Annotated in this window: 16 protein-coding genes; 8 read left to right on the top strand and 8 right to left on the bottom strand. The window is 73.4% G+C overall.

Annotation, left to right across the window (positions count from 1 at the left end; translation table 11 throughout):
* Positions 1–34: 34 nt before the first annotated feature.
* Positions 35–1,138 carry a citrate synthase 2 gene (locus ACGFN2_RS10150; RefSeq protein WP_362607867.1) on the bottom strand — a complete coding sequence of 368 codons (1,104 nt, stop codon included), beginning with the start codon at positions 1,136–1,138 and terminating at the stop codon, positions 35–37.
* Between the two features lie 466 nt (positions 1,139–1,604).
* Between ACGFN2_RS10150 and pdxH the strand changes: the two genes are divergently transcribed.
* Both pdxH and ACGFN2_RS10140 read left to right on the top strand, forming a co-directional pair.
* Positions 1,605–2,228, top strand: coding sequence for a pyridoxamine 5'-phosphate oxidase (pdxH, locus tag ACGFN2_RS10145; protein WP_393359044.1), 624 nt, complete (start codon positions 1,605–1,607; stop codon positions 2,226–2,228).
* 456 nt (positions 2,229–2,684) lie between these two features.
* Positions 2,685–4,226, top strand: coding sequence for a PAS domain-containing protein (locus ACGFN2_RS10140; RefSeq protein WP_393358993.1), 1,542 nt, complete (start codon positions 2,685–2,687; stop codon positions 4,224–4,226).
* 14 nt (positions 4,227–4,240) lie between these two features.
* On the opposite strand, the gene ACGFN2_RS10135 is transcribed toward ACGFN2_RS10140, so the two are convergent.
* Positions 4,241–5,008 carry an SIS domain-containing protein gene (locus tag ACGFN2_RS10135; protein WP_362607871.1) on the bottom strand — a complete coding sequence of 256 codons (768 nt, stop codon included), beginning with the start codon at positions 5,006–5,008 and terminating at the stop codon, positions 4,241–4,243.
* 183 nt (positions 5,009–5,191) lie between these two features.
* Between ACGFN2_RS10135 and ACGFN2_RS10130 the strand changes: the two genes are divergently transcribed.
* On the top strand, positions 5,192–5,884 hold the full coding sequence (locus ACGFN2_RS10130) for a metal-dependent transcriptional regulator (protein WP_362607872.1): 693 nt from the start codon (positions 5,192–5,194) through the stop codon (positions 5,882–5,884).
* Between the two features lie 494 nt (positions 5,885–6,378).
* Positions 6,379–7,254, top strand: a complete 876-nt coding sequence (locus ACGFN2_RS10125; protein WP_362607874.1) for an alpha/beta hydrolase — start codon at positions 6,379–6,381, stop codon at positions 7,252–7,254.
* A gap of 63 nt (positions 7,255–7,317) precedes the next feature.
* Here the strand turns inward: ACGFN2_RS10125 and ACGFN2_RS10120 are convergent, their stop codons facing one another.
* The 4 genes from ACGFN2_RS10120 to ACGFN2_RS10105 all read right to left on the bottom strand — a co-directional run bounded on the left by ACGFN2_RS10120 (position 7,318) and on the right by ACGFN2_RS10105 (position 11,576).
* Positions 7,318–7,929 carry a hypothetical protein gene (locus ACGFN2_RS10120; protein WP_393358990.1) on the bottom strand — a complete coding sequence of 204 codons (612 nt, stop codon included), beginning with the start codon at positions 7,927–7,929 and terminating at the stop codon, positions 7,318–7,320.
* Positions 7,930–8,260: 331 nt separating this feature from the next.
* Positions 8,261–9,895 (bottom strand): transporter, encoded by a 1,635-nt coding sequence (locus ACGFN2_RS10115; protein ID WP_393358988.1) that lies wholly within the window; start codon positions 9,893–9,895, stop codon positions 8,261–8,263.
* Positions 9,892–10,773: an ABC transporter ATP-binding protein gene (locus ACGFN2_RS10110; protein ID WP_393358986.1), complete on the bottom strand. Its 882-nt coding sequence runs from the start codon at positions 10,771–10,773 to the stop codon at positions 9,892–9,894. The genes ACGFN2_RS10115 and ACGFN2_RS10110 overlap by 4 nt, the downstream gene beginning before the upstream one ends.
* 131 nt (positions 10,774–10,904) lie before the next feature.
* Entirely contained in the window at positions 10,905–11,576 is a 672-nt protein-coding gene (locus ACGFN2_RS10105) for a bifunctional DNA primase/polymerase (RefSeq protein WP_393358984.1), read from the bottom strand.
* A 447-nt stretch (positions 11,577–12,023) separates the two neighbouring features.
* On the opposite strand from ACGFN2_RS10105, the gene ACGFN2_RS10100 reads away from it, so the two are divergent.
* Both ACGFN2_RS10100 and ACGFN2_RS10095 read left to right on the top strand, forming a co-directional pair.
* Positions 12,024–13,418, top strand: coding sequence for a transcriptional regulator (locus tag ACGFN2_RS10100; protein WP_362607881.1), 1,395 nt, complete (start codon positions 12,024–12,026; stop codon positions 13,416–13,418).
* A gap of 293 nt (positions 13,419–13,711) precedes the next feature.
* Complete coding sequence (locus ACGFN2_RS10095; protein ID WP_393358982.1) at positions 13,712–15,472, top strand: hypothetical protein; 1,761 nt, start codon at positions 13,712–13,714, stop codon at positions 15,470–15,472.
* 48 nt (positions 15,473–15,520) lie between these two features.
* Here the strand turns inward: ACGFN2_RS10095 and ACGFN2_RS10090 are convergent, their stop codons facing one another.
* Entirely contained in the window at positions 15,521–16,867 is a 1,347-nt protein-coding gene (locus tag ACGFN2_RS10090; RefSeq protein ID WP_393358980.1) for an ABC transporter substrate-binding protein, read from the bottom strand.
* 171 nt (positions 16,868–17,038) lie between these two features.
* Between ACGFN2_RS10090 and ACGFN2_RS10085 the strand changes: the two genes are divergently transcribed.
* The gene (locus tag ACGFN2_RS10085) at positions 17,039–17,497 is read left to right on the top strand and encodes a hypothetical protein (RefSeq protein ID WP_362607951.1); all 459 of its coding nucleotides are present in this window, start codon (positions 17,039–17,041) and stop codon (positions 17,495–17,497) included.
* 32 nt (positions 17,498–17,529) lie between these two features.
* On the top strand, positions 17,530–18,423 hold the full coding sequence (gene purU, locus ACGFN2_RS10080; RefSeq protein WP_362607883.1) for a formyltetrahydrofolate deformylase: 894 nt from the start codon (positions 17,530–17,532) through the stop codon (positions 18,421–18,423).
* A gap of 224 nt (positions 18,424–18,647) precedes the next feature.
* Here the strand turns inward: purU and ACGFN2_RS10075 are convergent, their stop codons facing one another.
* Complete coding sequence (locus tag ACGFN2_RS10075) at positions 18,648–19,979, bottom strand: zf-HC2 domain-containing protein (RefSeq protein ID WP_393358978.1); 1,332 nt, start codon at positions 19,977–19,979, stop codon at positions 18,648–18,650.
* Positions 19,980–20,128: the final 149 nt, after the last annotated feature.

Here is a 20,128-nt window from a genome sequence, read left to right as displayed (position 1 = left end):
GGGACAGCCGAAGCGCGGCCCGAGAGCCGAGACCCTACCGGGGGGCGATGCCCTCGAAGCCGGGGATCTCCCGCGGGCTACGGGCCCCGGGCCCGACATACCGGGCCGACGGCCGCACCAGTCGGCCCGTCCGCTTCTGTTCGAGAATGTGCGCGCTCCAGCCCGCCGTACGGGCGCAGGTGAACATCGAGGTGAACATGTGCGCGGGGACCTCGGCGAAGTCCAGGACGATGGCCGCCCAGAACTCGACGTTGGTGGCCAGCACGCGGTCGGGGCGGCGGCTGCGCAGCTCCTCCAGGGCGGCCTTCTCCAGCGCCTCGGCGACCTCGAAGCGCGGGGCGCCCAGCTCCTGGGCGGTGCGGCGCAGCACCCGGGCGCGGGGGTCCTCGGCGCGGTAGACGCGGTGGCCGAAGCCCATCAGCCGGTCGCCGCGGTCCAGCCGCTGACGGACGTAGGCGGAGGCGTCGCCGGTCCGCTCGATGTCCTCGATCATGCCGAGGACGCGGGAGGGCGCACCGCCGTGCAGCGGGCCGGACATCGCGCCGACCGCGCCGGACAGCGCGGCCGCCACGTCGGCGCCGGTGGAGGCGATGGCGCGGGCGGTGAAGGTGGAGGGGTTCATGCCGTGCTCGGCGGCCGAGGTCCAGTAGGCGTCGACGGCCTTGACGTGCTGGGGGTCGGGCTCACCGCGCCAGCGCCGCATGAAGCGCTCGACGATGGTCTCCGCCTTGTCGATCTCCTTCTGCGGCACCATCGGCAGGCCCGGTCCGCGGGCCGACTGGGCCACGTACGACAGCGCCGTCACGGCGGCGCGGGCGAGGTCGTCCCGGGCCGTCTCCGCGTCGATGTCCAGCAGCGGCTTCAGGCCCCATACGGGCGCGAGCATGGCGAGCGCCGACTGCACGTCGACCCGGATGTCACCGGAGTGCACCGGGATCGGGAAGGGCTCGGCGGGCGGCAGTCCGGGGTCGAAGGCCCCGTCGACCAGCAGTCCCCAGACGTTTCCGAAGGACACCGTCCCGACGAGATCCTCGATGTCGACACCGCGGTAGCGGAGCGAACCGCCTTCCTTGTCCGGCTCGGCGATCTCCGTCTCGAACGCGATGACTCCTTCGAGCCCGGGTACGAAGTCCGACATCAGGCAGCTCCTCAAGATGGGGACGGCAAACGGTCCGTGACCGGCTGCCGTGCGGTCGAGTCTCTGGTGTGCGGCGCCGGTGCGGCTCCGCGGCTGCGCCGGCAGCTCGCGGTCCGTACCGGGCACCCCGGTGATGCCCCGCCAGGGCGCGGGCCACGCGACGGTCTTGTCCGCGGTGGGTCGGTCCGCGGGTGGTGCGGTGTGGTCGCCCCGTCAGGCCGGACGGACACGATAGCTCTCCGGGCCCGGGGGCCACAGGGGGCCTGCCCCTGATTGTGGCGGGTCCCTCACCTGCGGGGAGGCGTGCGACCCGCAGACCGGACGATCTGCCGTCGGGAGGGTTACGACCGGTCGGCGAGGGGCAGACTTCCGCCCCTCCCGGCTGACCGCGCCGGACCGGGTGTTGCAAGATGAGGCCGTGCACCCAGCCGACGCGCCTCATGCCGAGACCCCCGACCCCTCCTCCATGCGGGCCCACTACCGCGCCGAGGGACTCGTCGAGTCCGACCTCGCCGCGAGCCCGTACGACCAGTTCGCGCGCTGGTTCAAGGACGCCACCGTGGCCGGTCTGCACGAGCCGAACGCGATGGTCGTCTCGACGGCGGACCCGGCGGGCCGGCCGAGCTCACGGACCGTGCTGCTGAAGGCGTTCGACGACCGCGGCTTCGTGTTCTTCACGAACTACAACAGCCGGAAGGGCCGTGAACTGGCCGGAAATCCGGCCGTCTCGCTGTTGTTCCCCTGGCATCCCCTCGCCCGCCAGGTGGTGGTGACCGGCACCGCGGAGCGCATCGGCCGGGACGAGACCGCCGCCTACTTCCGCACCCGCCCGCACGGCTCCCAGCTGGGCGCCTGGGCCAGCGACCAGTCGGCACGGGTCGGCTCGCGCGAGGAACTGGAGCGTGCCTACGAGGATTTGGCGGCCCGCTACCCGGAGGGCGAGCAGGTGCCGGCGCCGCCGCACTGGGGCGGCTACCGCATCACCGCCGAGACGGTCGAGTTCTGGCAGGGCCGGCTCAACCGGCTGCACGACCGGCTGCGGTACGTGCGGGAGGGCGGCGCCTGGGCCGTGGAGCGGCTGGCGCCCTGAGGCGCCGGGCGGTCCGTACGGGTGGCGCCGCGGCGGGTGCCGCCGTCGGCCGGGCCGTGCGCGGGCCGTGTGCGGTGCTTGTGCCAACGCAGACGACCCGCGGGCTGCTTCCTCCGCGCTCAGTGGCGCGAAGAGCCGGTCGGACGAACCGGCAGCCCGCGGGTCGGGTGACTACTGGGATTGGGCCGGCTTGCGCATCTGCAGTATGCGCGGTCCGGCGCTGCACTTCGGTGAAGCGACGGGCCGCTAGCCCGCAGCCACCTCACGCGTCCGGTGCGAAATCATCTGCCGAACCACCTCCCTTCTCGTGTGCTCCACACATTAGGAAGCCGTCCGCCCGCACACAAGGGAATTTCCCGTTGGCAACGATTTCTGCGAATCCCGTGTGCGCTGTGTCACGTTCCAGTTGAATGTTCCCAGGTGGAGCATGTGTGGCCGCGTTCGTAAGGGGTGCCAGTGACTGCTTCGTCAGCTTCCTCGGCCTCGTCGGCCTCGGCGCGCTGCGCCGGCGACGAGACCGATGACTCGGGTCTGCTCGCCGCGCTCCTGGACGGCATGGACGCCGCGCTGGTGGCCTTCGCCGCGGACGGCACGGTCACCCACTGGAACCACGAGGCCGAGCGCATCCTGGGCTGGACCACCGCGGAGGCCGTCGGCCGTACGGGCCTGGCCGGCTGGGCGGTCCGCAAGGAGGACGCCGACGGGATCGAGGCGGCACTGGCGGCCGCCATGCGCGCCCCGGGCCGCCAGGTCCATGAGTTCGCCCTGCTGGCCAAGGACGGCCACCGCGTCCTCGTCCGCACCCAGTCCTCCGCGGTCCGCGCCCCCGGCGGCCGGGTCGTCGGCGTGTACTGCGCCTTCAGCGAGGTGCACACCCAGCTGGACCTGGAGCGGTCCATCGCGCTGAGCGAGGCGCTGTTCGAGGACGCCTCGTGGGGCGTGGTGCTGATCGACGCCGATCTGCGGCCCGCGGTCGTCAACGCGCACGCCGCCCGCGCCCTGGGCGTGGGGCGCACGGCGCTGCTGGGCCGCCCCCTGGGCGAGCTGCTGGCGCAGGGCGTCGAGGAGCTGGAGTGCGCCCTGCAGCACGTCCTCGCCGAGGGCGCGCCGCCGGCCGTCGCGGAGCTGTGGGTGACGCTGCGCTCCGAGGAGGCCGGGGTGCCGCGGCGGTGCTGGCGCAGCGGCTTCGTCCGGCTGTCCTCCCCGATGGCGGAGGAGCCGGTGCCGCTCGGTGTGGCCTGGCTCTTCCAGGACGTCACGGACACCAAGCGGACCGAGCAGGAGAACTCCCTGCTGCGCTTCCGCGCCCAGCAGCTCCACCGGGCCGGCCGGGCCGCCGCGGAGTGCCCGGACCCGTCCGAGGCCGCCGCGCTCCATCTGGACTTCGCCCTGGCGGGCTTCGCCGACCACGGCCTGGTCGACCTCGTCACGCCGCCCGCACCGGCACCGTTCGGCAAGCTCCCGGAGGGGACGGGGCTCGACGCGGCGGGCGCGGAAGACACCGGCGAGGGCGCTCAGGGCGTGGACGGTACGGACGGCGTGGACGCGGGTGGGGACGGGGCGCCGTCCGGTGCGGGGGGCGCCGCCTCCGGTGCGGAGGCCGGGCGTCGTGTGCGGGCGGGCGCGCCCCGCCTGATGCGGACGCTGGCGTCCCCGGCCGGTGCGCCCGGCCCGACCGAGACGCTGGCGGCGGCCGGCATCCCGGTGCCGTATGTGCCGGGGCATCCGGCGCTCCAGGCGTACGAGCGGCGCGGCCCGGTGCGTACCAGCGCCGGACCGGCCTCGCCCGGGGGCTGGGCGGCCGCGCGTCACTGGCCGGACGGCACCGTGCACGGGCTGTGTGTGGCGCTGTGCAGCCGCGGGCGCCGGCTCGGCGTCCTGACCTTTCTGCGGGCGCCCGCGCGCCGCCCGTTCGACCGCGCCGACGCGGACTACGCGGAGGAGGTCGCGGCCCGGATCGCGGCGGCCCTGGACCTGGCGGGCGCGGCCGCGCGCTGAGCCCTACCGGCCGCTCACTGCCGGTAGAAGATCCGGTCCGCGTAGGCGCTCATCACCCCGGCGTTCCAGTCGTGCCCGCCGTCGACGTTGCCGGAGCGCAGCAGCGGCGGGTCGATGCCCCGCTCGGCCAGCGTGCCCGCGGCCGTCGCCACCACGGCCTGCATGATCGCGCTGGTGACGACCGTGGAGGCGGGTGCGAACGGCGCGTCGATGCCCGGCAGCGTCAGCTCCGCGTCGCCGACCGGGACCCGGCTGTCCAGGACGAGGTCGCAGTGGTCCTTGAGGAAGTCCCCGGAGGCGTGCCGGGACGTGGTCGCCTCCGCGTACGCCACCGACGTCACACCGATGACCCTGATACCGAGGGCACGGGCGTGCCGCGCCATCTCGACCGGCAGTGCGTTGCGCCCGGACAGCGAGATGATCACCAGCACGTCGCCCGCCTGCAGCGGGCTGGTGTCCAGGACGGCCCCGGCCAGCCCGTCGACCCGCTCCAGCGCGCTGCCGAGGGTCGCGGGCCGTACGTCCACGCCGACCACGCCCGGTACGGACAGCAGATTCATGACGGCCAGGCCGCCCGCCCGGTAGACCGTGTCCTGCGCGGGGAGCGAGGAGTGCCCGGCGCCGAAGGAGAAGACCCGGCCGCCCGCCGCGACGGTGTCCGCGATCAGCGCCCCGGCCGCGCCGATCCGGTCGCCCTCCGCGTCGCGGACCTGTCGCAGCAGGTCGATCGCGGCGTCGAAGTACTTCCCGGCCAGCCGGTCGCTCCGGTCGCTCTCAGCCATGCCGCGGGCCCCTCTCGTCGGATCTCGGCGGATGTGATCAGTGGCGCGGATCACGTTGCGGTCTGGACCAGTGCCCTGTCAATACGACCGGAAGGGCTGGCGGGTGGACGAGGCGGCACCGTTGTCGGCGGGATGCGTCAGAATTGAGTCCAGGGCCACCGCACCACACATCTAGGGGCACGCATGTCCGGACTGATCGACACCACGGAGATGTATCTCCGCACCATCCTCGAACTGGAAGAGGAGGGTGTGGTGCCCATGCGCGCCCGCATCGCGGAGCGGCTCGAACAGAGCGGCCCGACGGTGAGCCAGACCGTGGCGCGCATGGAGCGAGACGGCCTGCTGCAGGTCGCGGGCGACCGGCATCTGGAGCTGACGGAGGAGGGCCGGCGGCTGGCGACGCGGGTGATGCGCAAGCACCGCCTCGCCGAGTGCCTGCTCGTCGACGTCATCGGGCTCGAATGGGAGCAGGTGCACGCCGAGGCGTGCCGCTGGGAGCACGTGATGAGCGAGGCGGTCGAGCGCCGCGTCCTGGAACTCCTGCGGCATCCGACCGAGTCCCCGTACGGCAACCCCATCCCGGGGCTGGAGGAGCTGGGCGAGACCTCCGGCGGCGACCCGTTCCTGGACGCCGGCATGGTGAGCCTGATGGACCTGGACGCCGGGGCCGACGGGAAGACCGCCGTGGTGCGCCGGATCGGCGAGCCGATCCAGGCGGACGCCCAGCTGATGTACACCCTGCGGCGGGCCGGTGTGCAGCCGGGCGCGGTGGTGAGTGTGACGGAGTCACCGGCCGGGGTGCTGGTCGGCAGCAGCGGCGAGGCCGCCGAGCTGGACTCCGAGATCGCCTCGCACGTCTTCGTCGCCAAGCGCTGAAACGGGTTTCAGCCGCTTTCCTTTTCGCACGCCCGCCCATCCTCGCTCCCGAGCCCGCTGAGCTGCGCTGACGCGCGGCCGGCGGGCTCGGCAACTTCTTGCTCGCTGAACGGACTTGTGCGAATCCGTGCGATACGGCCGGTGTCGTGTCACCCTGACGCATGGCCATGCATCGGCCTGTCCTGGCCAGGGAGGGGGCTCGGATGCATCCACTCGTGCGGGAGACGGTCAGGGCCCCGGCGCTGCGAGCAGCCGGGGCCCTGCCTCCCCATGTCCCCCACCCCAGACCCGGAGCCCCGAGCTCTCAGGGTCTGTCCCCACGGGCCCCCTTCCCGGTAGGGCCCGCCTCCCGGCAGATGTCTCCCCGTGGCGCGCGCGGCCAATCCTTGAGCGAGGTCACTCGAACGAGGGGTGTTCCGCGTCGGAACGGCGCGTTCGAATAGAGGTTCGATAGTGTGAAGCTGCTCAAGGGACGATTGGGGGTGCCAGGGCACATGGTGCGGCGCATCGATGTAGCAGGGGCCGGCGACGTGCGGCTCGCCGCCTGGGAATTCACCGACCCGCCCAAGATCGGCGGCGGGCTGGAGCAGGGCGAGCAGCGGCCGGGTGTGCTGCTGCTCCACGGCCTGATGGGCCGCGCCTCGCACTGGGCGGGGACCGCCCGCCGTCTGAGTGCCCGTCACCGTCCGGTCGCGCTGGACCAGCGGGGTCACGGACGCAGCGACAAACCCGCCGAGGGGCCGTATGGCCGCGAGGCGTATGTCGATGACGCCATCGCCGCCATCGAGCAGCTCGGTCTCGGCCCGGTCGCCCTCGTCGGGCATGCGATGGGCGCCCTGACGGCCTGGCAGTTAGCGGCCCGGAGACCGGATCTGGTCAGCGCGCTGGTCATCTGCGACATGCGGGCGTCGGCGCTCGGCGCGGCCTCGCAGCACGAATGGACCGAGTGGTTCCGGTCCTGGCCGGTGCCGTTCGCCACCCTCGCGGACGTCCGCAAGTGGTTCGGCGAGGACGACCCCACCCTGGAGCGGCCCCGGCCCGCCCGCGGGGAGTTCTTCGCCGAGGTGATGGCCGAGCGTGCCGACGGCTGGCGGCCCGTCTTCTCCCGCCGGCAGATGCTCAGCGCCCGGGAGACCTGGGTGTACGACGCCCATTGGGAAGAGCTCGCCCAGGTGCCCTGCCCGGCCCTCGTGGTCCGCGGCCTCGACGCCGAACTCGGCCGCGCCGAGGCCCAGGAGATGGTCCGGGTCCTGCCCCGCGGCGCCTACGCCGAGATCCCCGACGCCGGACATCTACTCCCGTGGGAGCAGCCCGACGCATGGTGCGCCGCCATCGAACCGTTTCTCCAGGCGGCCACGATGCCGGCCTGAGGGGCCGCTGCCGTGCGCCACGGCCCCGGGGCTCCGGCGCATGGCAGGCGGTGTGCCGCCGGATCAGCCGGCGTTGTCGAACTTCCAGATCAGCGGGGAGCCGCTCTGGCCCTCGGCCGTCCAGTGGACCTCCACGGACTTCGCGCCCTTGGGGATCATGTAGGTCTGGCAGATGGTGTGGCTCTGGCCCGTCTTCCAGTTCTCGATGTCGATCGTGTCCTCGCAGCCCGGACCGTCCTCGGCGGCACCGATCAGCAGACCGCCGCGCCGGCCGTCCGCGTAGATCTCGGACTCGTCGGCGACGTCGGGCGATTCCTTGACGACACCGCCGCCCTTGTTCGTGTACTTCACCCAGGCGGTGGCCGCCACCAGGCCCTTGGCCCGCTTCGGGTCCGAGACCAGTTTCGCGGTCTCGGCTTCGGTGCTCACCTTCACCTTCTGCGCGGCGACCGCATAGGTGATCGTCCCGTCCTCTTCCTTGAACTTCCCCGTACCGCCCTGACCGGGCTTCAGTTCCCCGCCACCCTCCGGCGCCGACGAACTCTTTTCGGTCTTGGGCGCGTTGTCGGTGGTGGAGGTGTTGCTCTTCTTGTTGCCGCCGCAGGCGGTCAGTGCCAGCGCCAGTACGGCGACGGGTGCGGCGGCGCGCAGCAGAGCGGTCTTCTTGTACAGCACAACATTCTCCAGCAGTCGTTTTCCCCCGTCGCGCCACACAGTTCCCATGTGTTGCGAACGGCTGTGTGAGCGGAGCATAGGAGGGGACTTTTGGATTTGTCGAAGCATTGCGGTGGGTGCCATCTGGGGGCGCCGAGCGATTCGTTCGAAATTCCCGAAAAAGCTGGTGCGTTCGCCTGATTGTTTGTCCAATTGCGGGCGAATTCCATGCGATTGATATGTGACCCGAATTGACAAGCGGAATCTTTGAATCCGGCGGTGCGGTGCGGGCCGCAGCGGCCTGTGGACAACTCCGGGGCCGGGCCGCCGCGGCCCGGCCCCGGAGCCTCGCTCAGCCCTTGCTGACGGCTGCCAGGATCTCCGGCAGCCGCCCCGCGACCCGCGGCGCCGCCAGTCGCATCCCCAGCTCCGCGATGCCCACGCCGTAGACCGCACCGGCCGGCAGCAGCACCCACAACAGGTGGGTCAGCCCCGCGACATGCAGCCAGACCATCAGCCCCAGCAGCGGCGCGCACAGCACGGCCCCCGCCACGATCCCGCCGAAGAGACTGAACCAGGCGATCGCGCCCTGGCCCGGTGCGACGTTCTTGTTCCCCTCGGAGGGGATCGAGTACGGGAACAGCGCCGACGACAGGGCCCCGGTGGCCAGCAGCGCGCCCAGCACCGCCAGCGAGAGCCCGTACACCTCCGCGAAGGCCGACCACGGCCCCATGAGCGCCGCGCTGCCGACGACGACCAGCGTCACGTACGGGAGCGCCACCAGTGACAGCGCCAGCGCGCGGGCCCGCAGTTCCTGATAGGCGTCCCGCGGGGTCGCGATCGTCGAGGCGACCATCCAGAACGCCGAGGTGTCCTGCCCGAACTGGTTGTACATCTGCAGGCCGAGCAGCGTGGCCGCCGAGAACGCGGTGTAGATGCTGCCGTTGCCCTGGACGGCCGAGATGACCGGCACCAGCAGACCGGCGGCGAGGGCGGTCGCCCACGACATCTTCGACTTGGGGTCACGCCAGGCGTAGCGCAGCGAGCGGAGCACGACCGTGCCGGTGCGCCCGCCCGACAGCAGCCGCGCGAGGCCCCGTTCGCCGTCGCCCCGGCGCGCGCTGTCCTTCTCGACCGCCTGGAGGGTGGAGGAGTCCGGGGACGTCATCAGGGTGGTCAGGGTGCGCTGCCACCACCACAGCAGCAGGACCAGCGCCAGCACCGTCAGCCCCAGGCCGGCCAGCGCCCGCCCGTAGGCCCCGTGCCCGATGTCGTCGACGGCGCCGATCGCCGAGACCGGCGGCACCCAGCGCAGGACGTCGCCCAGCGGCTCCAGTACGGACAGGCCGTCCGGCTGCCCCAGCTTCTGGGCGGCGAGATTGACGCCCTGGGCGCCGATGGCGATGAACAGGCCGCCCAGCACGGCGAGATCGCGGCCCCGCCGGCTGGTCAGCAGCCGCACCGTGGCGGTGGCGATCGCCCGTGCCAGCGCCACGCACACCAGCACCACCAGGACCACGGCCACCACGCCGACGGCCGCGGCGGCCGCCCCGTCGGCGACCGCGATCACCGACCCGGTCACCAGCGCGAGGGTGACCACCGGGCCGATGCCGACGAGCGAGGCCACCAGCAGCGAGACGATCAGCGGTCGCGGCCGCAGCGGCAGCATGACCAGCCGGGTCGGATCGAGCGTCTCGTCGCTCGCCGGGAAGAACAGCGGCATCGCCGCCCAGCCCAGGGTGAGGATTCCGGTGAGCAGCACGACCAGCGCGCCGACGTGGGGGTTGCCGCGCAGTGCGACCAGCCCCACCACGACGCCCGCGGCGAACAGCAGGCCCACGAGGACGGAGCCGACGTACGCCAGCGTGCGCCCGGTCGACCGGCGCAGCCCGTTGCGCAGCAGCGACAGTTTCAGCCGTACGAAGACGCCGGTCAGGGACGGTGCGGCGGCCGGCGGCGCGGCCACCGCGGCGGATTCGGTGCTCATCGGGCGCCGCCGCCCAGCCAGTCCAGGTTCGCGCCCGCGCCCCGGTCACTGGCGCCGACGAGTTCGAGGAACGCGTCCTGGAGCGAGGGCGCCGTACCGCGCACCTCCGCGAGCGGGCCGTCGGCCCGGATGCTCCCGGCGGCGATCACCGCGACCCAGTCACAGAGCGACTCGACCAGTTCCATCACATGGCTGGAGAAGATCACCGTCGCGCCGGAGGCGGTGTAGCGCTCCAGTACGCCGCGGATGGTCTGCGCCGACACCGGATCGACACCCTCGAAGGGCTCGTCCAGGAAGAGGACCTCGGGGTTGTGCAGCAGCGCGGCCGCCAGCCCGATCTTCTTGCGCATACCGGTCGAGTAGTCCACCACCAGCTTGTGCTGCGAGCCGGCCAGGTCGAGCACGTCCAGCAGCTGAGCGGCCCGCTTGTCGACCTCGTCGCCCGGCAGGCCGCGCAACCGCCCTATGTAGCCGAGGAGTTCGCGACCCGACAGCCGCTCGAACAGCCGCAGCCCCTCGGGCAGCACCCCGATCCGGGACTTGACGGACACCGGGTCCTGCCAGACGTCGTGCCCGCGGATCTCGACCAGCCCGGCGTCCGGCCGCAGCAGGCCGGTCACCATGGAGAGCGTGGTGGTCTTGCCCGCGCCGTTGGGGCCGACGAGCCCGATGAAGCGGCCGGCGGGCAGCGTCAGATCGATGCCGTTGACGGCGATCTGCTCGCCGAACCTCTTCCACAGCCCCTGGACTCGTACGGCGGGCGGACCGGCCTCCCCGCCCCGGGGGGCCGCGGCCGGCCCGTCCGGAGAAGCGGCCGTGGTCTGCCGCGGCGGCGCCGCGGCGCCCCGCTCCTCGATGTGCTCCGGCTCGTTCGCCACCGGTCCTGCCCTTCGACGTCCCCGCAGAGGCCGGTCCCGGCCCCCGTCCGGCATCCCACGATACGGGCGGGTACCGGACGGGGCCGGGCAGTTCGGCTGCCTGGGGACAAGAGGAGCGGACCGGTCCGGGGTCAGCGCCCCCGGAGTGCGACCGCGTCCCGTGCGCAGGCGTAGGCGAGCGGGCTGATCAGCTCCTCCGCGTCCGGCAGCCAGCGGTTGGCGGAGGTCGGGCGGCGGGCCCACTGCACCGAGCCGTGCGCGCCCACCCGGGTCGGCGGGGCGGCGATGTACTCGCCCTCGCCGCGGCAGATCAGGTCCAGCGCGGCCGGCGCCCAGCCCAGGGCGCGTACGAGGGCGGGCACCTTCACCGCCGCGCCGGGGAGCACCAGGAACAGCATCCGGCGGTCGGGGGTGCGGGTGACCGGGCCGAGTGCCAGCTCCATCCGCTCCATACGGGCCAGCGCCAGACAGCCCGCGGTCTCGGGGACGTCGAGCGCCTCGAACGTCCGGCCCGTCGGCATCAGGATCGAGGACCGCGGCTGCTTGCTCCACATCCGGCGGACGGCGGTCGCGCTGCCGCCGGCCTGCTGGGCCCAGCCCGGCCCGGTGGGGTGCGCCCCGGGGGCCGCGCAGTCGCCGGCGCCGCACGAGCAGCGCGGGGTCTCGCCGTCGTGCTCCAGCCATGCGCCGGGGAACACGTCCCAGTGTCGTTCCTCCGCGTAACGCACCGCGGTTTCGAGCAGTTGATCGCCGCGCTGCAGGGGAATTCGCGAGGCTCCTGTGACTCCGATGGTCTTTTCCACGCCGGGGACAACTCCCCTTGTCACCAAGGGTTACGGCTCAGGGGTGAGCCCCCGGGCGCATCGTTCTCGCACGTGGGGCGCATGGGTGCACCGGTGGGGGCGCGTGTGCGGGCGGGGCCCGGGGAGCGGGTAGCCACCTGCCTGACGGGCGGAGGGACCGCCCGGCGGCAGTCCGCGGTCACCCGGGGGAGCCCGGCACGGCGGCGCCGCCATCTGTGCACGGCACCGCGCAGCCTTCCCCACCCGTGAACGGCGCTCGGCACCGAGGAGGCACCGGACAGGGCACACACGCCCAGGGCCGGGCATCCACGGCGAAGCGCATATCACACCGATCCCCCCTATCGCGCATATTCAGGATCTCTCGGATATCCGGCATATTCCTGGGGAATCGATCACGGGGAACGGCGTTCGACGGTGAACGCACAGCGGTACACAGGGGGTACAAGCATGGCCGCCAGGCCACTCGTCGCACGGCAGCCCAACGAACGGCTGCAGACGCTGATCCAGGAAGCCGCCTGTTCCAACGCGGGGCTCGCCCGCCGCGTCAACATGTGCGGTGCGGAACACGGTCTCGACCTCCGCTACGACAAGACCTCCGTGGCCAGATGGCTGCGCGGCCAGCAACCACGGGGCCGCGCCCCGGCCGTCATCGCGGAGGCGCTGGGGCGCAAGCTGGGGCGCACGGTCACCATCGACGAGATCGGGATGGCCGACGGCAAGAACCTCGCGTCCGGGGTGGGGCTCCAGTTCTCCCCGACCGTCCTCGGGGCGATCGAGCAGGTCTGTGAGCTGTGGCGCAGCGATGTCGGCCGGCGCGACTTCCTCAGCGGCTCCACGGTCGCGGCGTCCGCCCTGGTGGAGCCCAGCCGCGACTGGCTGATCACCGGGGCGGACTCCCAGGTCGCCCGGAACGCCGGTGCCCGGGTCGGGATCTCGGACGTCGAGGCGGTCCGTGCGATGACCACGGCGCTCAGCGAACTCGACCACCGTTTCGGCGCAGGGCACGTCCGGCCGGTCGTCGTGCACTACCTCAACAGCGTGGTCTCCGGGCTGCTGGCCGGCTCGTACCGCGAGTCCGTCGGGCGGGAACTCTTCGCCGCCGTGGCGCGGTTGACCGAACTGGGCGGCTACATGGCCGTCGACACCGGGCAGCCCGGCCTCGCCCAGCGCTACTACATCCAGGCGCTGCGGCTGGCCCAGGCGGCCGGTGACCGCGGCTACGGCGGCTACGTCCTCGCCGCGAGCATGAGCCACCTCGCCGCCTCGCTCGGCAATCCACGGGAGATCGCGCAGCTCGCGCGGGCCGCGCAGGAGGGCGCCCGCGGCCATGTCACCCCGCGCGCGGAGGCGATGTTCTGTGCCGCGGAGGCGCGCGGACACGCGCTGATGGGCGACGGCCGGGCCTTCCAGGTGGTGGCCGGCCGCGCGGTCGCCGCGATGGAGCGCGCCGAGGCGGCGGCCGACGCGGGCGACGACCCGGTCTGGATCGCCCACTTCGACCAGGCCTACCTGGCCGACGAACTCGCCCACTGCCACCGCGACCTGGGACAGCCGGGGCCCGCCGCGCAGCGGGCGCGGGAGGCGCTGGACGGGCATCCGGCCGGCCGGGCGCGGCGCCGGGCCATCGGTCTGCTGCTGCTGGCCGGCGCCCAGGTCCAGCAGCGCGAGGTGGAGCAGGCCTGCCATACGGGCACCCGGGCGGTGGAGCTGCTGAGCGGGCTGCGGTCGGACCGGGGCGCGGAGTATCTGGAGGACTTTCAGCTGCGTTTGGAGCCCTATCGGGACGAACCGGTGGTGCGGGAGTTCAGCGCGCGGCTGGAGCTGCGGGCCACGGCGGCGTGAGGATCGCCTCATGGGGCGGAGGCTGCTTTGTCGTGCGACGCCGGGTATGTCCAGCGGCGCCGCACGGCCCGGCCGCCGGGGGCCGCCCCCAGGCGTTCCGGACGGGTGGGGCGGTGACCAGGCGACGTGGTCGAACGTTGCTGCGACCCGGTAGCGTGCAGCCGACGATTCCGTAGGTCTGCACGTTGGTAGGAGTCACGGTGACGCAGAGCGGACAGGGTCACGACCCGCAGAATTCTGCGGCCGGTCCCGCGCGAGAGGGCATTGTGCTGCCCGCCAACGGGGAGCCGTGGGTGCCCGAGCAGCAGGCCGCGCCGCCGGCCGGCCAGCCGTGGGGCCAGCCCTGGGGGCCCGGCCAGCAGGCCGCCCCCGCCCCGCAGCCGTACGGCGCGGCGCCCGCCCAGGGGCAGCCCGCCGCGCAGCAGGGGTACGACCCCGGCCCGCAACAGGGTTACGACCCCGGTCCGCAGCAGGGCTACCCGGCGCAGCCGCCGCACCCGCAGGGCGGCCAGGGCTTCGGTGCGCCGTCCCCGGCCCAGCCGCCGGCGCCGCCCGCCGTGCCGCCCGCGCCGCCGCAGCAGACGCCCCCGCAGCAGCCCGCCGCACCCCAGCCCCAGCCCGGCTTCGACGCCGAGGCGACGGCTCTCATGCCGCCCGGCGCGCAGCCCGGCCAGGGCGCGCCCGGCGCACTCCCGCCCGAGGGCCAGTCGTACGGGCAGCAGCCGCAGCAGGCCCAGCAGCCCCCGCACCAGCCGTACGGGCAGCAGCCGCAGCAAGCCCCGCAGCCCCCGCAGCAGTTCGGGCAGCAGCCCCAGGGCCCGTCCGGAGAGCTGGTGCGGTCGGCCCCGCAGACCGGTGCGCCGCTGCCGCCCGCTTCGGGCGACGCGGAGGCCACCGCGCTGATACCGCCCGTCGACGGCCGGACCGGCGGCCCCGGCGCCGCGCCGCTGCCGCCCGAGGCGTCCTCCCGCCCCGAGACACCCGACGAGTCCACGACCATGCTGCGCGCGATCAAGCCGCAGCAGGGCGGTCCCCAGGGCCGTCCGATGCCGCAGGCCCAGCCGATGCCCGGCGCCCAGGGCGCGGGCGACGCCGACGCCACCCAGTACATCCCCCCGGTCGGCGCCGGTGCGCCGACCCCGCCGCCCGGCGCGCCGTACGGCGTCCGCCCCGGCGCGCCCAGTGACCGCACCACCCCCGCCGAGTTCGACGGCCTGTTCCGCGACGGCCCGGGCGGGCCCGGGCAGACCGGCGCCCCGGACTCCACCGCACAGCTGCCGCGCTTCGAGGACCCGGGCCGCCCGCCGTACGGACAGCAGAGCCACGGACAGCAGGGCCACGGGCAGCAGTTCCCGCCCGGCGGCGGCTACGACCAGCCGGCCCCCTACGACGACGACGGCGGCAGCGGGCGCCGGCGGCTCGCCCCGGCCCTGATCGTCGGCGCCGTCATCGTGGCGCTAGCGGGCGCCGGCCTCGGCCTCGGCTGGGCGCTGAGCGGCGGCGGTGGCGAGGACACCCCGAAGAAGCAGGACTCCGGAGCCGACACGGGCAAGGAGGCCAAGGAGAAGGAGCCGGAGAAGCCGAAGCCGTCCGCCGACCCCGCCGCGGCCCAGTCCAGGGGCCTGGACGCGCTGCTGGGCGACAGCAACAACAGCCGCTCCTCGGTGATCAACGCCGTCAACAGCATCAAGACCTGTGACAACCTCCGCGCCGCGGCCAAGGACCTGCAGGCCGCCGCCGGCCAGCGCAACGACCTGGTGAAGCGGCTGCAGCAGCTGCCCGTCGACAAGATCCCCGACCACGACCGGCTGACCGCCGCGCTGACCAAGGCCTGGCAGTCCTCGGCGTCCGCGGACAACCACTACGCGGCCTGGGCCGGACAGGTCGGCAGCAAGAAGGGCTGCCACAAGGGCAAGGCCCGCAGCACCCGGCAGACCGCCCAGGGCAACGCGGCCAGCGGCCAGGCCACTACGGCCAAGCGGCAGGCCGCGCAGCTCTGGAACCCGCTCGCCAAGAAGTACGGGCTGACGGAGCGCCGCCCCGAGCAGCTCTGAGCGAGGGCCGGGCGGGCGCCGCCGGGGCCGTCCGCCCCGGCGGCCCGCTCAGCTGTCCGGGCGCCGCCGCTCCAGCGTCTTGGTGACGTTCACGAAGCCGTGCCGGCCGGAGACCAACTGGCCCTCCCGGACGACCTGGTAGGTCACCGTCCCGTTCACGATGCGGGGGAAGTCCTGGACGGCGAGCATGTCGTCCTCGCGCCAGCGCAGCTTCGGGGTCAGCCCGCCGGTGTCGACGGCGCGGTCCCCGCCGTCCAGCGCCGTCTGCAGGGCGTGCGGGGTGATGTCCTCGACGCCCTCGTCGTCGAGCTGCTCGATCAGCGAGCGCAGCACGGTGTAGGCGATCCAGGTCGTCTGCGCGCCCTGGTCGGCGGGGTCGATGCGGTTGTCGTTGAACGCGAAGTCGTTGATGACCTTGCGCATCGGCTCCCAGCGCGAGTCGCCGGCGGCCGGATACCAGCCGGTGATGTCCGCGCCCTCCAGCGGCCCGGACCGGCCGCCCGTACGGTTCACCAGCGACTGGCCGACACTGCCGAGCACGGAGGCGACCCGCACCTTGGGGCTGTCCTCCTGGAGGCGTCGGAACGAGTCGAAGAACGTGTCGGTGTGATCGCCGAGCGAGGCCGTCACACAGGAGCCGTCCGCCCTGCCGCCGGCCTTCGCCGTGCCGTGCACGGCCGGGTCGGCCCCCACGCCGTCCAGGGCGCGGTGCACCGTGGACGAGTAGTCGGTGGCGTCATCGCGTGCCTTGATGTCCTTGGCCGGCTCCCGACTGCCGCTCTCCAGGCCGGAGTTGAGCAGGGACGGCATCTGGTCGCCCTGGATGGTGTCCGGGCGGACCAGTGCGACGCGCCGGCAGTCGCGCGCCAGCTGACGGCCGTTCCCGGCGAGCAGCGAGGCCTGTCCGCCGTTGACGGGGTAGGACAGCGGGCTCTCGAACTCCTCGACCGAGGCGCCGTATCCGCCGATGAAGGGGACGCCCTTGACCTCCAGCGGCGACATGAACGAGCGGCCGAACTGGCTGTAGGAGCCGACGACCGCGACCGCGCCCCGGTCCACCGCACGCTGGGCGCACTGCGCGGCGGACACCGAGTCATTGCGCTCGTTGCAGGTCAGCACCCGCAGGCGGTGGCCCCTGATGCCGCCCTGGGAGTTGACCCAGCGGGCGTAGGCCTGCGCCATGGCCGGCATCCCCGGCATGTTGGTCGCCCTGGTGTCCTCGGGCGCCCAGGTCATCACCGTGACGGGGTCCTTCTCCCCGGAACTCCCCGAGGCCCCGGGGAGGGAGCCGCAGCCCCAGAGCAGCGACCCGATGACCGCCGTGCACGCCACCACGGAACCGACCGCGGAAGCGCGGGAGAAAGGGCGGGGGGAGGAGCGTCGCCGTCCGGTCATGACACCGCAGCCTTCCGTCCTGCCAGGAACGGCTGAGTGACGACAAGGCAACGGATGGTGACGCGGAAGTGAACTCCGGGGGGCCGCTTGAGATCATCGGCGCGGAACGTACGATCCCATACTGTGCAAGGTTCGGAGAAGACTTCCCGTCGCGGCCGCCGCTCCACCACCATGGGCGGTATGCCACTCAACGACATGCCGTGGTGGCGCTGGCGCAGCAATGTGCGCTCCGCGCTGCACATGCTCTCCGACCCCGCCTTCCACCAGGAGACCTGGCTGGCCGGCCGCCCCGGGTACGGAGACGTCACCGACGCCGTCTACCGGCTCGTCGAGGACACCTGGCTCGACAACTGGTCCGCCGAGAAGTACGTCGGCACGATCTTCCGGGACTCCCAGGAGGCCCAGCTCGTCGACGTGGCCGTGCTGCGGGTGCTGCGGATCATGCACCAGGTCGGCGCGGACGCCCCGGTCGCCGCCTACCTGGCGCACCAGGGCTGGCCGGAGGCGGTGCACGCGGCCCGTGAGGCCCATGTGCGGCTGGCCGCCGCGGACGGTGAGGACCCCGATGCCGCGCCGCGCTCGCTGGAGGTGCTGGCCATCATGACCGGTCAGGCGGATGCCCCGGCCTGACCTGCTCCGCAGGTGTGCGACCCTATGAGGTCATGAGCGAGTCGCAGCCCACCACCCAGCCCGGTCAGCGTGATCGGAACGATCAGTACGTCCTGACCCTGTCCTGCCCGGACAAGCAGGGCATCGTGCACGCCGTGTCCAGCTACCTCTTCATCACCGGCTGCAACATCGAGGACAGCCAGCAGTTCGGCGACCACGACACCGGGCTGTTCTTCATGCGGGTCCACTTCAGTGCCGACAGCTCGGTGAGCGTCGACAAGCTGCGGGCCAGCTTCGCGGCGGTGGGCGACTCCTTCGGCATGGACTGGCAGATCCACCGGGCCGACGAGAAGATGCGGATCGTCCTGATGGTGTCCAAGTTCGGGCACTGCCTCAACGACCTGCTGTTCCGCTCCCGGATCGGCGCGCTGCCGGTGGAGATCGCGGCCGTGGTCTCCAACCACAGGGACTTCGCCGAGCTGGTCGGCTCGTACGACATCCCGTTCCACCACATTCCGGTCACCCGCGACACCAAGGCCCAGGCCGAGGCGCAGCTGCTGGAGCTGGTGGCGGCGGAGAACGTCGAGCTGGTCGTCCTCGCCCGCTACATGCAGGTGCTCTCCGACGATCTGTGCAAGGCGCTGTCCGGGCGGATCATCAACATTCACCACTCCTTCCTCCCGAGCTTCAAGGGCGCCAAGCCGTACCACCAGGCGCACGCCCGCGGGGTGAAGCTCATCGGCGCCACCGCGCACTACGTGACCGCCGACCTCGACGAGGGCCCGATCATCGAGCAGGAGGTCGAGCGGGTCGGCCACGAGGTCACGCCGGACCAGCTCGTGGCCATCGGCCGGGACGTCGAGTGCCAGGCCCTGGCACGGGCCGTGAAGTGGCACAGCGAGCGCCGCGTGCTGCTGAACGGCAGCCGGACGGTCGTCTTCGCGTAGGACGGCCTCCCACCGCCCGTACGTGCCACCGCCCGCACGGGCGGTTTCGCACTGCCACCGGAATACGCCTCCGCCCCCTTCACGTTGGTGGCCCCGAGGGGGCGCTCGCACCCCCTACGGGACCCGTTCGACCGCCCCCTACGGGACTCCGCCCAGGCGATCCCGCGTCGGGCCCCACGCCGACGAGCCGCCCAGCCCAGCGCCCGCTCCACCCCGCCCCGCACCTAGAGCCGGGACAGTGACGCGGTCGCGAAGAGCACCTCGCGGATCGCGTCGCGCTCGCCGTCCTGGCCTGCGGCGGCCTCCTCGGGGGAGATGTGGCCCGCGGCCAGCTGGCAGAACTCGGCGCTGTCCAGGGCGATATGCGCGACGGTGCGGTCCGGGGTGCCCAGTGCGGCCGGTGAGTCCAGCGCTATGTACCAGTGGCCGCCGCCGTTGCCCTCGACCTCCAGATGGAGCGTACGGCCGGGGGCGCCCGCCTCGACCAGCCGCCGTGGCGGCGCGGCGAGCCCGGCCCGGCGGCGTTCGGCCAGCGCGCTGGGCAGCAGCCGGGCGGCGAGGTCGACCATCTGGTGGAGGTGCCCGGAGGCCGGGGGAACGTACGGGTAGTCCACCGCCTCCGCGATGTCGCCGGCGTGCACCCAGCACTCGAAGGCGCGGTCCAGGAACGCGTCGCGCAGCGCCAGCCGGAAGTCCCCGTAGGGGACGGCGAGTTCGGCGGCCCGGCTGCCGGCGAACGACACCTGCCGCACCAGGGCGTAGCTCTGGTCGCGCCACGGTGCGTGCACGGCGACCGGCTTCCGTTCCTCGCCCGCCGCGCGCCAGAACGTTTCCGTACGGACGAGTGGGTCCGGGGTGCCGGGCGGGGCGGCCGTGCCGAGCGGGTCGGTCAGTCCCAGCGCCGTCGCGACCAGGCCGTCCACCGCCATCAGGTGTCCCATGACACCGGCGACGGTGGTCTCCCGCTCGACCGCGCGCTCCCCCTCGAACCAGCGCAGCCGCACCGGAGTACGCCACTCCGCCTCGCCCATGTCGTGCAGCAGCGCATCCAGCTTGGCGGTCTCCGCGTCGTACGGCGAGGCCCATTCGGGCACCGGGATACGGGCCGGCCGCCGGCCCAGACAGCCCTCCAGCACACGGGAGCGCAGCAGCGGATCGAGGTCGAGGCTGTCGGCGGGGTGCAGCAGCCCGACGGCGTCGCGCAGCCGCAGCGCCTCGTCCGCGCAGGAGGCGCAGTCGGTCAGATGCGCCTCGACGGCGGCCGTCTCCTCGGCGGAGCAGGCGGCCAGCGCCCAGGCGCCGAGCAGCGACTTGAGGACGCGGTGCGGCGGGGCCGGGTCGGGGCCGGGCAGCGGTGGTGCGGTGGGCGGTTCGGACCCGGGCCCGGTGTCCGTGAGGGGGCCGGTGGTGTCGTTCACCGGGTCGCGGACGGGCACCGGCGGGGTGTCGGGAAGGGGGCCGTGGTCCTCGGCGGCGGTGCGCGGGGAGGGTATCCGCGGCCGCTCACCGGGGCTGCCGGGCAGCTCGCGGCCGTCCCATTCGTCCGGGCCGTTCACAGTGACCTTCCCTGGCCCGGACCGGGTGGTGCGGAGGTGCCGGGGCCGGTGTGCTGGGAGTGCGGCGGGAGCGGGCCGCGGGGTGGGTGGGGTGCCGCTGCCGTGCCGGGCGCCGTGGGGGAGGAGCGCGGGGCGCGTGCGGTGTACGA

Origin of the sequence: Streptomyces sp. NPDC048612 (assembly GCF_043199295.1) — a bacterium.
Lineage (GTDB): Bacteria > Actinomycetota > Actinomycetes > Streptomycetales > Streptomycetaceae > Streptomyces.
Note: the sequence above shows the minus strand (reverse complement) of the source record. Positions and strands in the feature narration are given on the sequence as shown.

Excerpts from the sequence above, each read along its gene's own strand:
- ACGFN2_RS10150 (WP_362607867.1), bottom strand. The coding sequence starts at position 1,138 with ATGTCGGACTTCGTACCCGGGCTCGAAGGAGTCATCGCGTTCGAGACG.
- pdxH (WP_393359044.1), top strand. The coding sequence starts at position 1,605 with ATGCGGGCCCACTACCGCGCCGAGGGACTCGTCGAGTCCGACCTCGCC.
- ACGFN2_RS10135 (WP_362607871.1), bottom strand. The coding sequence starts at position 5,008 with ATGGCTGAGAGCGACCGGAGCGACCGGCTGGCCGGGAAGTACTTCGAC.
- ACGFN2_RS10130 (WP_362607872.1), top strand. The coding sequence starts at position 5,192 with ATGTCCGGACTGATCGACACCACGGAGATGTATCTCCGCACCATCCTC.
- ACGFN2_RS10125 (WP_362607874.1), top strand. The coding sequence starts at position 6,379 with ATGGTGCGGCGCATCGATGTAGCAGGGGCCGGCGACGTGCGGCTCGCC.
- ACGFN2_RS10115 (WP_393358988.1), bottom strand. The coding sequence starts at position 9,895 with ATGAGCACCGAATCCGCCGCGGTGGCCGCGCCGCCGGCCGCCGCACCG.
- ACGFN2_RS10100 (WP_362607881.1), top strand. The coding sequence starts at position 12,024 with ATGGCCGCCAGGCCACTCGTCGCACGGCAGCCCAACGAACGGCTGCAG.
- ACGFN2_RS10090 (WP_393358980.1), bottom strand. The coding sequence starts at position 16,867 with ATGACCGGACGGCGACGCTCCTCCCCCCGCCCTTTCTCCCGCGCTTCC.
- ACGFN2_RS10085 (WP_362607951.1), top strand. The coding sequence starts at position 17,039 with ATGGGCGGTATGCCACTCAACGACATGCCGTGGTGGCGCTGGCGCAGC.
- purU (WP_362607883.1), top strand. The coding sequence starts at position 17,530 with ATGAGCGAGTCGCAGCCCACCACCCAGCCCGGTCAGCGTGATCGGAAC.